This window comes from Pseudomonas sp. NY8896 (assembly GCF_039634505.1).
Genome location: NZ_CP132350.1, coordinates 4,483,596 through 4,496,468 on the forward strand (window position 1 = coordinate 4,483,596; position 12,873 = coordinate 4,496,468).

The window sequence follows — 12,873 nt, forward strand, 5'->3', positions numbered from 1 at the left end:
GGAGCCATTCCATGAACATCGACCTCGGCGGGCGCACCGCCATCATCAGCGGCTCTACCGGCGGTATTGGTCTGGCCATCGCCCGCGGCCTGGCCGGCGCCAACGCCGACGTGGTCATTGCCGGCCGCAGCCAGAAATCGCTGGATGCAGCCTTGGCCGAACTGCGCCAACAAGGCGGCCGTGGGCAGATTCACGGCGTGGTCGCCGACCTGGGCACCGCCACCGGTGCCGACACCCTGTTTGCCGCCCACCCACGGGCCGACATCCTGGTCAACAACCTGGGCATCTACGACGACGTCGACTTCTTCGACGTGGCCGACAGTGAGTGGGCGCGCTTCTACGATACCAACGTGTTGAGCGGCGTGCGCCTGGCCCGCCACTATGCACCGGGGATGGTCGAGAAAGGCTGGGGGCGGATCCTGTTCATTTCCTCGGAATCGGGCATCGCCATCCCTGCGGACATGATCAACTACGGTGTTACCAAGGCCGCCAACTTGGCCGTTTCCCATGGCCTGGCCAAGCGCCTGGCCGGCACCGGGGTTACCGTGAACGCGATACTGCCCGGCCCGACCCTCACCGATGGCGTGGCCGCGCTGGTAGCCGATGCGGCACAGGCGTCCGGGCGCAGCATTCGTGAAGAGGCCGACAACTTCGTACGTACCGCACGGCCAAGTTCGATCATTCAGCGCGCCGCCGATGTCGACGAAGTCGCCCACCTCGCGGTGTACCTCGCCTCGCCTTACTCCTCCGCCACCACCGGCGCGGCCCTGCGGGTCGACGGCGGTGTGGTCGACAGCCTTGCTATCTGAACTCAACTGGAGCATTACCCTATGGCAACTGCCTACGCTTCCCTGCAAGCCCAACACAGCCCTGAACACGTCTGGGCATTGATCGGCGGTTTCGACAGCCTGCCGGACTGGCTGCCGTTCATCCCCGAGAGCATCTCCAGCGAAGGCGGCCGTGTGCGCTCGCTGAAAGACCCGGACGGCAACAGCATCGTCGAGCGCCTTACAGCTTTTGACGACAACGCGCGCAGCTACAGCTACACGATCCTGAGCAGCCCGTTTCCGGTGACCGACTACCGATCGACCCTGCGAGTCAAGGCCGACGGCCAAGGCAGCCTGGTGGAGTGGTTCGGCGAATTCACCCCGGCCGGTGTCAGTGAGGCCGAGGCTGAGGCACTGTTCAAAGGCATCTACGAAGGTGGCCTGCAAGCCTTGGCGAAAACCCTGGGCTAAGCGAGTCCCCCAGGTACCTCATCCCCTTGCAAGATTCGAGGGTGGGGGCAAAGCGCTTTTGCCCCCCCCGTCAAAACACCTTGTCCCACCCCCGCCTGTATCCCCCGCCTCATCTGCGCTAGCCTGCCGCCCATACTCGTCTCACAAGGACCCGCACCATGCCAACTGATTATCAAGCCTGGGGCTGGACCCCGAACGCCGGCCTCGAAGGCCTGCAGCTGCTGCGCAAACCCCTGCCGCAACCCGGCCCCGGCGAAGTGCTGGTGGCCAACCGAGCTATAGCCCTCAACCCGGTGGACTGGAAAATCTGCGAATGGGGCCATCCGGCCTGGCAGCAAGGCACAGTACCGGGTGTGGATGGCGCCGGGGTGGTCGTCGCCGCTGGCGCAGGCGTCGAACTGCCCTTGGGCAGCCGCGTGGCTTACCATCAGTCGCTGGCTCGCGACGGCAGTTTCGCCGAGCATTGCCTGCTCGATGCCAGCCTGGTGATGCACATCCCCAGCGCACTCAGCGACAGCGCCGCCGCCGCCGTACCCTGCCCCGCGCTGACCGCCTGGCAGGCCCTGGCCAAGATACCGGCAGGCACCAGCCGCGATGTGCTGGTGATTGGTGCCGGTGGTGCGGTGGGCTTCTACCTGGCGCAGTTGGCCGCACAACGTGGCCTGCGCGTATGGGCGACAGCCAGCCAGCGCCACCACGCGGCGCTCAAGGCGCTGGGCACAAGCGGCGTGTTCGACTACCACGACGCCGACTGGCAACAGCAGTTGCAGGTCGCCCTGGGTGAGCGCCCGCTGCATGCCCTGTTCGACACCGTCAGTGGCGCCCACGCAGGCAGCCTCGCCCACCTGCTGGGCTACAACGGGCACCTGGTGTGCATCCAGGACCGCCAGGAAAGCGCGCCAACAGCCGCCTTCAGCACAGCCATTTCGCTGCATGAAGTGGCGCTGAACAGCGTGCATGCCCATGGCCGCCTGGCAGATCGCCAGGCCCTGCGCATGGCCGGTGAACAGCTGTTGCAGGCTGTCGCCAATGGCAGCCTGATCGCGCCTCAACGCCGTGAGTTCGACTTCGCCACGCTGCCCGATGCACTGCGGCAATTGAAAGAAGGCCAAGGCGCAGGCAAATGGGTGACGCGCCTCGGCTGAAGGGCATCCGCGCAACTTGGATCCCATTCTGTGACAAGGTATGCTGGGCAATAGCTAAACGCCATTACTCAGGCAGGCTTGGTGCCTGCCCTCAAGGACGAGCCCTTTGCCCAGCCACCCAACCCGCCACACTATTGCCCGCCAGTGGCAGTTGCTCAAGTTGCTGCCCGGCCGCCATCCGGGCATGAGCTCTACCCAGTTGCAGGCCGCCCTGACAACCGTGGGTCATACCACCAGCAAACGTACCGTCGAGCGCGACCTGGTCGAGCTCGCTGCGCTGTTCCCGCTGCAGTGCAACAGCAAAGGCATGCCCTACGGTTGGTACTGGCAACCGAGCATGAGCCTGGTCGATGCGCAGCCACTGCAACCGGACATACTGACACCCCCGGCACAGGTTGAACTGCACGCCTGGGTGGACGACACACTGGCGCGCCTGCTGAAAGAATCCCCGCTGTCCGCAGACATGCAGCTGACCCCGCAAGCGAGCGGCGGCGCGGCATTGGTGGCCACCGTCGACGACAACCGGGCACTGATGGGCTGGCTGCTGTCGCAAGCGGGTTCGATCCGCGTGCAGGCCCCGAAGACGCTGCGCGTGGCCATGCTGGAACAGCTGCGCCAGAGCCTGGCGCTGCACGATGGCGGTTGTTGACCGGCAGGCAAATATCATTGTCCTGCCGAGCGCTTTTTCCCGGTGCCGGCCCTGCGCAGAATTCGCTCCTGACAACGCATCACTTTCAGGAGTACACGATGAAACGCTTCAAGCCCCTGCTGCTGGCCGTCGCCTTGGCGACCACTGCCCAGGCTACCCTTGCCACCGACTGGCAGCACTCGCCGTACGGCAAGCAGGATGAAATCGGCGCTGCCAACCTGCTCACCCCAGACGTGGTCAAGCAGGCCGTCGGCCTGGTCAAGACCGGCAAGACCTACCCCTTGGCCGTACCCGTGAGCAAGGACTTGCCGGCGTTCCGCCACCGCAGCTTTCACCTGTACAACATCCAGCCCGGCGAGCAGGCCGGCCAGACCCTCGGCCGCAACAAGTTCAGCTTCAACGATGAACTGGTCAACGGCTGGACCGGCGTTGGCACCCAGCTCAACGGCATCGGTCATATCGGCATCGACAACGTCTACTACAACGGCAACAAGGCTGCGGATTTCGTCACCGTCGAAGGCGTGACCAAGCTCGGCGTGGAGAAAGTACCGCCCATGGTCACGCGTGGTGTGGTGCTGGACATGACGGCCTACTTCGGCAAGGCCATCGTACCGGGTGGCACCGCGTTTACCGTCGCAGACATCAAGGCGGTGCTGAAGAAAGAAGGCATTACCCTGCGCAAGGGTGATGTGGTGCTGTTCAACACCGGCTGGCTGGAGTTGGTCGGCAAGGATAACCAGCAGTTCCTCGCCACCGAGCCAGGCATCGACCTACCGGCTGCCGAATGGCTGGCGGATCAGGGCATCGTCGCCTTCGGTGGCGATACCTGGGCCTCCGAGGTATACCCCAACCCGACCGGTGAAGAGTTCCCGGTCAACCAATTCATGCTGGCCAAGCGTGGCATTTACAACCTGGAATTGATCGACACGCGCGCGCTGGTGAAAGACAAGGCGTTCGAGTTCCTGTTCGTGCTGGGTCAGCCGCTGTACAAGGGCTCGACTCAAGTCAATATCAACCCGGTGGCGATTCACTGATCACCGGGCTGATTCAATCTGAATATTGGGGCTGCTTTACAGCCCCAGCTTTCAGAACGTACCCGGATACGCCCCGCCATCAATCAGCAGGTTCTGCCCGGTGATGTACCCGGCCTGCGCGCTGCACAGAAACGCGCAATAAGCGCCGAACTCCCCGGCATCACCAAAGCGTGCCGCCGGAATGGCCTTGCGCCGCGCCTGGGCAGTGGCTTGCACATCACCGCCTGCCGCCTTCAACGTCTTTTGCAGACGCGCCGTGTCGAATGCCCCAGGCAGCAGGTTGTTCAGCGTCACGTTGCTGCCCGCCAGGCGCTGCTGCCGGGCCAGTCCGGCGATGAAGCCGGTCAGGCCACTGCGGGCGCCATTGGACAGGCCCAGTATGTCGATCGGTGCCTTCACCGCGCCTGAAGTGATATTCACCACCCGGCCGAACCCCCGCTCGGCCATGCCATCGACCACCGCTTTGATCAGCTCGATGGGGGTGAGCATGTTGGCGTCCAACGCCTTCAGCCAGTCTTCACGCCCCCAGTCACGGAAGTCCCCCGGTGGCGGGCCACCGGCGTTGTTGACCAGAATATCGACCTGCGGGCAGGCCGCCAGCAGCGCCTGACGTACCTCGGCATCGGCTACATCACCGGCTACGGTACGCACCTCGATGCCCGGATTAGCCGCGCGCAACTCATTGGCGGTCTGCTGCAAGGTGGCGTCGGTACGGGCATTGATGACCAGGTTGACGCCCTCTTTGCCAAGCGCCTCGGCGCAGCCTTTGCCCAGGCCCTGGCTGGCCGCGCAGACGATGGCCCAGCGGCCGGTAATACCTAGATCCATTGGGTTGCTCCTAGATGTAATGCAGTTACAGGGTTGCAGGCAGGCCGTGCCGGTACAATCTAGAACGCCGGTCACGGCCACCGATAATGAAAAGAGCTGATCTACCAATAACCATTGCTTATCCCCACCAGCGCTGCAACAACGGGTCGTGGGTGGATGGGCACTGTGGCGCGTCAACCAGCTACCAACTCCTCTACCAGCAACCGCGCCGCTGGCGACAATGGCGCCGCTACCCGGTGCACGATGCCGAACGGCTCGCTCAACGCCCGCAGCTGCACCGCCAGCGACACCAGCAACCCACGCTGTTCGGCGAAGGCCGCCACTGCACTGGGGATGACCGCCACCAGGCTCGGATCATCTTCCAGCAGCATGAAGGTGGCGAAGGTGGAGAAGGTTTCCAGCGGATAGCGTGGCACTTGCACTCCGGCCTCGCTCAACTCGCGCTCCAGCGCCTGGCGCATGGGCATGTTGGCCGGGTAGACAACCCAACGGTACTGGCTCAGCTCGCCGATCTCCAGGGCCATCGCCCCAGCCAGTGGGTGCTGTGGGTGCGCGACCACCGCCAGTGGCTCATGAGCCAGTTCGACAAAGGCATATTCCGCAGCGTTACGGCCCAGGCCCGGTCGACAGATGGCCAGGTCGAGCCGCCCCTCATCCAGCTGAGCGAGCAGATTGGCGCTGGTGTTCTCGGCGATCTCCACGGCCAACTGTGGCTGTTTGCGGCGCAAGCGCCCCAAGGCGCTGACCAGCGCCGGCATAGCGCCCATGATGCAGCCCACCGCCAGCCGCCCACCCTGGCCTTGTACGATGCCCAGCACTTCTTCGCGCAAATGCCCCAGGTCGCTGTGAATCAGCCGCGCATAGCGCACCACGCAACGGCCCACATCGTTGGCCACCAAACCACTAGGCAAGCGCTGGAACAACGGTACGCCCAGCACTTCTTCCACCTCGCGCAAGGCCTTTGTGGCACCGGGCTGGGAGATGGCCATGGCTTCGGCCGCCTTGTGCAGCGAACCGCAACGGTCCAGCTCGATCAACAGACGCAACTGGCGTAGGCGCAGGCGAGAAAAAATGGAGTCCAGGGAAGGGATCATCAGGCAGGCTCGGCATGGCTCTTGTAATGCCGAGCACTATAAAGGGTGGTCAATGGGGCAGCGTTGCGTTTGCAGCAAATAACCTTTGATTGCAGCACACGCATGCCCGCATTTTTCTGCAGGCGCTTACCGCGTAGTACGTCGTGCCAGGCAGGCGTAGCCCAACCCCAGCACGGTGGCCGCCAGCGCCCCCAGCAACACCATCAGCTCGCGGCTGTAGCGGGCCACCAAGGCCGGGAAGCCGATGACCTCGTGGTACACCTGCACATTGGCGGCACCGTTGGCGTGGCTGATGCTGACCCCGCCCTGGCGGATCTGTGAATAGTCTGCGTCGAAATACACCCACACCTTGCACGTACCGCCTGGCTCTATGGCCGGGATCTCCACCTGGGCGGTTGCGGTTTCCAGCAGCGTGTCGTTGCCGGCAGCATCGCGCACCTGCACCAGGCCCTTGGCTGGCAGGCGGATTTTCACCTGGCGTACCTGCGCGTCACCACTGTTGCGCAGCTCGATGAGCAAGCCGGTGCGGTGGTCGACCAGCCCGGCTTCGAACGGCTTGGCGAACAGTTGGGCATACGGTGCCTGAGCCATTTCGATCAGCCGCTCGACCTGGTCATGGCTCAGTTCGCCCTGTTCGATGTTGTTGATGCGCCCCTGCAATTGTTCGTACTTGAGCTGTTCGCTGGCCTTGCTGATACGCTCGCTGAACTGGCTGGGGTAAGTGAGGTAGGCATAGGTAAGTGACGCCTCCAAGCGCGGGTTGCCCCTGAGCAACGCGTAGGCGGCCAACAGGACCATCAGGCCAATCAGCACGGCGACGAGAAGCTTCCCCACCTTGTCCCAGCTCAATGCATACTTCCTTCTGTCGTGTTACAGACGTTCAAAACCGCCCAAGGGTGCCAACTTCACGCCCCCCAGGCAAGCCTGACCGGGCTTGGTGGGTTGCGGGCGTGCGGAGACTAGGGTGCTCCGGCTACCTCCACAATAGCCAAGGGGGTGAAAAGGGTTACTTTCGGAAATGGACTACAAGAACATTACGAAGGGCGGTTCCGTCGCTGTTCGGCCCCTTGACCACTGCACGGCAGTGGCGGACGATCAACCTCCCCTACACAAGGACGAACACCATGCTACGGATACTGGGCAGAGCCTCTTCCATCAACGTGCGGAAAGTTTTGTGGGCCTGTGCCGAGTTCGAGGTCGCGTTCGAGCGTGAGGATTGGGGGTCAGGCTTTCAGCCCACCGACAACGCCGAGTTCCTGGCACTGAACCCCAATGCCATGGTCCCGGTGATCCAGGATGGCGACTTTACGCTGTGGGAGTCCAACAGCATCATCCGCTACCTGGCCAACCGCTACGGCGCCACCGCGTTCTATCCAAGCGAAGCGCAGGCGCGGGCCCGGATCGACCAGTGGATCGACTGGCAGGCCTCGGACCTGAACCGTTCGTGGAGCTACGCGTTCATGTCGCTGGTCAGGCATTCACCCGCCCACCAAGACCCACAGGCGCTTGCGGCCGGTTGCGCGGAGTGGTCGCGTTACATGCACATCCTCGACCGTCAGCTGGCCGGCACCGGTGCCTATGTGGCCGGCAGCCAGTTCACTCTGGCCGACATCCCTATCGGCCTGTCGGTCAATCGCTGGTTCGAAACGCCATTCGAGCACCCGCACTTGCCGGCAGTGCGCGACTACTACGAACGCCTGAGCGAGCGCCCGGCCTATCACCTGCATGGCCGCAATGGTACGCCGTAACGCCAACAACGACTTTTATCGGCGGGCGGGGTGGGTGTGTACAGGGGCGGTAGCTGCTTTGCAGCCCATCGCGACATAAGGCCGCTTCCACAGAGACCGCGCAGCACCTGGAGCTTGCGCTGCACTTGTGGAAGCGACCTTGTGTCGCGGTAGGGGCGCGAACTCAGCGTGCTACAGCGCCACCTGCCCCGCTGCAGCCACTACTCGCCCACGCCAGGCAAACAGCAGCACCATCACCAACCCCAACGCCGCCATCGCCGCGCCCGCCAGGGAAATCGCCGGGTAACCCAGCCCCGCATTGATCACCGCGCCACCCAGTGCCGCGCCAATCGCGTTACCCAGGTTGAACGCGCCAATGTTGACTGCCGATGCCAGGTTGGGCGCATCTTTGGCCGCTTCCATCACCCGCATCTGCAGGGGTGGAACCAAAGCAAAGCTCGCTGCTCCCCAGACCAGGATCGCCAGAGCCGTCGGCAGCGGCCAGTCCAGCACCAGCGGGAACACCAGCAACACGGCAATCAAAACGGCCAACGACAGGATCAACGTGCGATCGATCGAGCGATCCGCCGCCTTGCCGCCCCACACGTTGCCCAGGGTCAGGCCGACACCGAACAACACCAGCATGGCCGTCACGAAGGTGGTGGACGCCGCCGCTTCGCTTTGCAGGATCGGCGCAATGTAGGTGAACACCGTGAACATCGCACTGGAACCCACCACGGTCAGCAACAACGCCGCCAGCACCGGCCCACGGCCTAGCACGCGGATTTCGGCCAGGGCCCCATCCCCCTTGGGCGCGGCCACATTGGGCAGCGCGTACCAGAGCGTGGTCATCGCCACCAGGCCAAGCCCGGCTATACCCCAGAACGCCGTGCGCCAGCCCAGCATTTCACCAAACCAGGTCGCCAACGGCACTCCGCCGATGGTGGCCAGGGTCAAGCCCATGAACATGGCTGCCACGGCCCCAGCGCGCTTCTCGGGCGGCACCACGCTGGCCGCGACGATCGAGCCGATGCCGAAGAAAGCACCGTGGTTGAGCGAGGTGACCACGCGGGCCACCAGCAAGCTGGCGTAGTCACTGGCCAGGGCCGACATCAAATTACCCAGGGTGAAAATGGCCATCAGCCCGATCAACAGGTAACGCCGTGGGATCTTCACCGTGGCCAGGGTCATCAAAGGCGCGCCGATCAGCACGCCAATGGCATAGGCACTGACCAGCAGCCCGGCAGCAGGAATGGAAACACCAAGGTCGGTGGCGATACTGGGCAACATGCCCATGGGGGCGAACTCCGTGACACCGATGCCAAAGGCACCGATGGCGAGTGCGACGAGAGGTGGATTGATACGCATGGCAAGCTCCTTATCTATGCCGCGAATGCTACGATCTGTTTCAAAGTCGCACTAGACTGCTTTTTTGCGAACCACCTTTGCTTGTGAGGCACAAATGGACTTCAGTGGCAGATCTGGAGAGATGGAGGTTTTTGCCAGGGTGGCACACGAGGGCAGCCTATCGGCTGCCGCGCGGGCACTGAACCTGACGCCCTCCGCGGTCAGCCGCATCCTCGCCCGCACCGAACAGCGCCTGGGCACTCGCCTGCTGCTGCGCACCACCCGGGCGATCACCCTCACCCCCGAGGGTGAGGCGTACTTGCGCGGCGCGCGGCGGGTGCTGGCAGACATGCTCGAAGTCGAAGAGGCCATCACTGACCAGGGCGTGCCACGCGGGCGCTTGCGGGTCAGCGCTGCGCTGGGCCATGCCCGGCTGACCGTCGTGCCGCTATTGGCAGCCTTCAGCGCGCGCTACCCGCAGGTGCTGGTCGACCTGACCCTCAGCGACGAGGTAGCCGACATTCTCGGCGGCCAGGCCGACGTGGCGCTGCGTTTCGGGCACCTTCCGGACAGCTCGTTGAGCGCCCGTACCATTGGCGAAACCGGCCAGGTGGTAGTTGCCTCACCTGACTACCTGCAACGCTGCGGCACCCCGCTTGAGCCTGAAGACCTGGCCCGGCACAACTGCCTGCGCTTCAACTTCCGCCGCGCCGCCCCCGACTGGCCGTTTCGTCGCGACGGGCAAACGTTCTCGTTGAGGGTGGCGGGAAATATCGAATGCAGCAGCGGTGAAGCCTTGGCGCAACTGGCCAGGCTGGGTGCCGGCATCGCGCGGATCGGCACCTTCACCGTGGTCGATGACCTGGCCAGTGGGCGGCTGGTGCCGTTGCTCGAGGCATACAACCCTGACGACCGCGAGCCGATCCATGCAGTGTTCGTCGGTGGCCCGGCGATGCCCGCGCGAGTGCGGGTTTTTGTGGACTTTCTGATACAGCACCTGTCCTAATGCCGCACGCTTACATCAACCCTGCAAAGGATCGCCCATGCTTTACGTCGTCATGCTCGGAGGCCGCCACCCCGGCGCCAAGATTGAAGTCCACGACGTGGTATTCGCCCAGGCCGATACCTTCGAACAGGCCTACCCGCAGCTGCGCAAGGCGTGGTTCGGTAGCCCGCAAGGCTTGCACATCGATTCGTGGTTGGAAGTGCACGGCGTAGACGGCCAGCGCATTGAACTGCGCCCGGGCTCACCCGCACGCGGCGCTCTGCGCCTGTATTTCATCAACCTCGGCGGGTATGAACGCGATGTGTTCGGCGAGGCGCACCGCTTCCTGCTGGTTGCCGCCCACAACAAGGCTGCAGCCAAGGCCCTGGGCAAGCAGCGGATGCAAGCGCATTGGCTGAAGCCGCACACCGATGCCCTGCTCGATGTCGATGACTGCCTGGCGATCGATCAGGTGGACGGGCAGTTTGTGCACCTGGTCGAAGGGCCGCATGAGCCGCTGGTGGTACGCAGCGACTACATCCTGATCTGACGGCAATAGAACGCCAGGGCCAAGCCACCCTGCGCGATGCCGGTCCGCGTTAACCGAGCAGGTGCAGCCCCAGCGTAAAGACCGCCACGGCCAAGGCCAGCAACGACACGGTGTGCCGTTCCAGATACGCTGGCCAACCGGGCGCTGGCTGCTGTTCGCATTCACATTGACGCTCAGCCAGGCTTGCTAGCCGTGACTCCACGCTGTCCACACGGTCTGCCTGAGCGCTGGTTGCCAGTGCGAGCTTCTTCAACGCCGTGGTCATTGTGGTGGACAGGCCTTCCCGGGCCAGGTTGCTGGCTGCCAGTTGCTGCTGATGCTGCTCAAGGCTCTTGCGAATCGCCCCTTCCTTCTGCACCCGGGCCAGGGTACTTGCCACCAGCTTCTTGTTCAGCACCTCGATACTGGCCAGCAACGCGCCTTGCTCGGTGGCCTGCCGGGTCAAAGCGTCTGCCTCAATAGTGTTCTCGATCACCCTGTCCACATCCGCCTCGCTGGAAGGCGTCAGAGTGCTGTGTTCGTGTGGCTGGTTCATCAATCTATCCGGATACTGCGATAAAGCGGGGGAAGCTATCAAAATGGCATCACCGGATCCACTGATGAGTTATGGAATTGAGAAATTGGCCAGGTATCTGACAAGGCTGACCAAGCCAGATATGTAAAGTAGCCAGTCACATCTTGGTGAAGGCGTGCACCGTCTGCTCACGGCACCCTCAATGCTGGCAAAGCCTTGTCCACCGTGGCATCGCTTGCACTGAGTGATATCAAATTGCCTTCCGCTGCGTCATGACGCGCCAGGGCGAGTCCCGCTGAACCTGCACCATTCTCTTACCTGTATAAGTCATCACTATCGACATGTAATTATTGGCGACATATCTTTTTGCTTACCAGCTGATGACCACTCCCGAGGAACGTTACATGGAAGCAATCGAAATCGCCCTGCTGGGTGTCTGCGGCATTACTCTGCTGCTGGTGTGTCTCCAACTTGTCCGCCAAGGCGAGATATGGAGCCTGCTGCAAAGCGACCGTGAACTGGAACACACCGCACGTATCCACAGGCAGGAGAACAGCACGCTGCACGCGGCTCTGCGCACGGAGCGCGAACATGTAAGCCAGCTGCAACACCAGATTCAAGTACTGCTCGGGCTGGCGCCGGAGGCCTGAGGGCTTTCGACGCAGCGTGCGCATACACTCGCTTTCAGGCCACTTGCAGGAGCAACTCATGCCCTACCCTATTGAAGAAAAACTGGTCATCGGCGTTGCCTCGAGTGCGCTGTTCGACCTCACTGTCTCGGACGACATCTACAAGTCCGAAGGTGTCGAGGCCTATCGCCAACACCAGGAGCAAAACCTGGACGAGCCGTTTCCCCGAGGTGTGGCGTTCCCTTTCATTCGCCGCTTCCTGAGCATCAATCAAGCCTTCCCCGAGCAATTGCCAGTGGAGGTGGTACTGCTCTCGCGCAACTCGCCCGAAACCGGCCTGCGGGTGTTTCGCTCGATCAACCATTATCAGCTGGACATCACCCGCGCGGCGTTCATGTCGGGCCGCTCGCCTTACGAATACATCCCGGCATTCAATGCCTCGCTGTTCCTCAGTGCCAATGAGGAAGACGTGCAAAAAGCCATCGACGCCAACTACCCGGCCGGGCGCGTGCTGCCTACACGCATCTACGACGATGAAATCGACACAGAGCTACGGGTGGCCTTCGACTTCGATGGCGTGATCGCCGACGACGAGGCAGAGAGCGTGTACAAGCGCAACGACAACCTGGACGACTTTCAGGAACATGAGCGCGTGCACAAGGGCACCCCGCATTCGCCTGGGCCGTTGGCGGACCTGTACCGCAAGCTTTCGCTGATACGCATGCTCGAAGATCGCAAGCTGGCCGAGGACCCGACGTACAAGCGAATTTTGCGCATTGCCATCGTCACGGCGCGCAATGCACCTTCCCATGAGCGGGTGGTGACCACCTTGAAGGATTGGGGCGTGTCGCCAGATGAGTGCTTCTTTCTGGGTGGGATGGAGAAACCCAGGGTGCTGTCGATCCTCAAACCGCATGTGTTCTTCGACGACCAGCGCACGCATTTGCAATCGCCAGCGGGGAATCTGCCGATGGTACATGTGCCGTTCGGCGTGGCGAACAAGAACGCTACGCTGCAGCGTTCCCAGGCCGCCGTGCCACCCGCCGAAACGGTGCAAGCTGAACACCTACAGCACGATAGCCAGTAGCCATCAATTTACCGGCAACGTAAACTGCCCGTGCTGTGCTGCGCAG

Annotated in this window: 15 protein-coding genes; 10 read left to right on the top strand and 5 right to left on the bottom strand. The window is 62.9% G+C overall.

The window, feature by feature from the left end; genetic code table 11:
- Positions 1 to 11: 11 nt before the first annotated feature.
- The 5 genes from Q9451_RS20070 (at position 12) to Q9451_RS20090 (ending at position 4,066) form a co-directional block, all read left to right on the top strand.
- Positions 12 to 809 (top strand): SDR family oxidoreductase, encoded by a 798-nt coding sequence (locus Q9451_RS20070; RefSeq protein WP_012271681.1) that lies wholly within the window; start codon positions 12 to 14, stop codon positions 807 to 809.
- 21 nt (positions 810 to 830) lie between these two features.
- The gene (locus Q9451_RS20075; protein ID WP_012271680.1) at positions 831 to 1,238 is read left to right on the top strand and encodes an SRPBCC family protein; all 408 of its coding nucleotides are present in this window, start codon (positions 831 to 833) and stop codon (positions 1,236 to 1,238) included.
- A 158-nt stretch (positions 1,239 to 1,396) separates the two neighbouring features.
- Positions 1,397 to 2,383: a zinc-binding dehydrogenase gene (locus Q9451_RS20080; RefSeq protein ID WP_012271679.1), complete on the top strand. Its 987-nt coding sequence runs from the start codon at positions 1,397 to 1,399 to the stop codon at positions 2,381 to 2,383.
- 106 nt (positions 2,384 to 2,489) lie between these two features.
- On the top strand, positions 2,490 to 3,032 hold the full coding sequence (locus Q9451_RS20085) for a WYL domain-containing protein (RefSeq protein ID WP_012271678.1): 543 nt from the start codon (positions 2,490 to 2,492) through the stop codon (positions 3,030 to 3,032).
- 98 nt (positions 3,033 to 3,130) lie between these two features.
- Positions 3,131 to 4,066: a cyclase family protein gene (locus Q9451_RS20090; RefSeq protein ID WP_012271677.1), complete on the top strand. Its 936-nt coding sequence runs from the start codon at positions 3,131 to 3,133 to the stop codon at positions 4,064 to 4,066.
- Positions 4,067 to 4,117: 51 nt separating this feature from the next.
- On the opposite strand, the gene Q9451_RS20095 is transcribed toward Q9451_RS20090, so the two are convergent.
- The 3 genes from Q9451_RS20095 to Q9451_RS20105 all read right to left on the bottom strand — a co-directional run bounded on the left by Q9451_RS20095 (position 4,118) and on the right by Q9451_RS20105 (position 6,837).
- Entirely contained in the window at positions 4,118 to 4,894 is a 777-nt protein-coding gene (locus Q9451_RS20095; RefSeq protein WP_012271676.1) for an SDR family oxidoreductase, read from the bottom strand.
- Positions 4,895 to 5,067: 173 nt separating this feature from the next.
- On the bottom strand, positions 5,068 to 5,988 hold the full coding sequence (locus Q9451_RS20100) for a LysR family transcriptional regulator (protein ID WP_012271675.1): 921 nt from the start codon (positions 5,986 to 5,988) through the stop codon (positions 5,068 to 5,070).
- A 126-nt stretch (positions 5,989 to 6,114) separates the two neighbouring features.
- A complete protein-coding gene (locus Q9451_RS20105) occupies positions 6,115 to 6,837 on the bottom strand; it encodes a hypothetical protein (RefSeq protein ID WP_041166459.1) in 723 nt (240 codons plus the stop codon).
- 275 nt (positions 6,838 to 7,112) lie between these two features.
- Here Q9451_RS20105 and Q9451_RS20110 point away from each other — a divergent pair, with 275 nt between their 5' ends.
- Positions 7,113 to 7,736, top strand: a complete 624-nt coding sequence (locus Q9451_RS20110; RefSeq protein ID WP_012271673.1) for a glutathione S-transferase — start codon at positions 7,113 to 7,115, stop codon at positions 7,734 to 7,736.
- A gap of 171 nt (positions 7,737 to 7,907) precedes the next feature.
- Here Q9451_RS20110 and Q9451_RS20115 read toward each other — a convergent pair whose 3' ends face one another.
- Positions 7,908 to 9,083: an MFS transporter gene (locus Q9451_RS20115; protein ID WP_012271672.1), complete on the bottom strand. Its 1,176-nt coding sequence runs from the start codon at positions 9,081 to 9,083 to the stop codon at positions 7,908 to 7,910.
- Positions 9,084 to 9,177: 94 nt separating this feature from the next.
- Here Q9451_RS20115 and Q9451_RS20120 point away from each other — a divergent pair, with 94 nt between their 5' ends.
- Together Q9451_RS20120 and Q9451_RS20125 are read left to right on the top strand one after the other, a co-directional pair.
- Complete coding sequence (locus Q9451_RS20120; RefSeq protein WP_012271671.1) at positions 9,178 to 10,068, top strand: LysR family transcriptional regulator; 891 nt, start codon at positions 9,178 to 9,180, stop codon at positions 10,066 to 10,068.
- A 37-nt stretch (positions 10,069 to 10,105) separates the two neighbouring features.
- Positions 10,106 to 10,597, top strand: a complete 492-nt coding sequence (locus Q9451_RS20125; protein ID WP_012271670.1) for a DUF1543 domain-containing protein — start codon at positions 10,106 to 10,108, stop codon at positions 10,595 to 10,597.
- Between the two features lie 49 nt (positions 10,598 to 10,646).
- On the opposite strand, the gene Q9451_RS20130 is transcribed toward Q9451_RS20125, so the two are convergent.
- The gene (locus Q9451_RS20130) at positions 10,647 to 11,132 is read right to left on the bottom strand and encodes a hypothetical protein (protein WP_012271669.1); all 486 of its coding nucleotides are present in this window, start codon (positions 11,130 to 11,132) and stop codon (positions 10,647 to 10,649) included.
- 383 nt (positions 11,133 to 11,515) lie between these two features.
- On the opposite strand from Q9451_RS20130, the gene Q9451_RS20135 reads away from it, so the two are divergent.
- Together Q9451_RS20135 and Q9451_RS20140 are read left to right on the top strand one after the other, a co-directional pair.
- Positions 11,516 to 11,761: a hypothetical protein gene (locus Q9451_RS20135; RefSeq protein WP_041166458.1), complete on the top strand. Its 246-nt coding sequence runs from the start codon at positions 11,516 to 11,518 to the stop codon at positions 11,759 to 11,761.
- A 58-nt stretch (positions 11,762 to 11,819) separates the two neighbouring features.
- Positions 11,820 to 12,827 carry a 5'-nucleotidase gene (locus Q9451_RS20140; protein WP_012271667.1) on the top strand — a complete coding sequence of 336 codons (1,008 nt, stop codon included), beginning with the start codon at positions 11,820 to 11,822 and terminating at the stop codon, positions 12,825 to 12,827.
- The last annotated feature ends 46 nt before the right edge of the window (positions 12,828 to 12,873 follow it).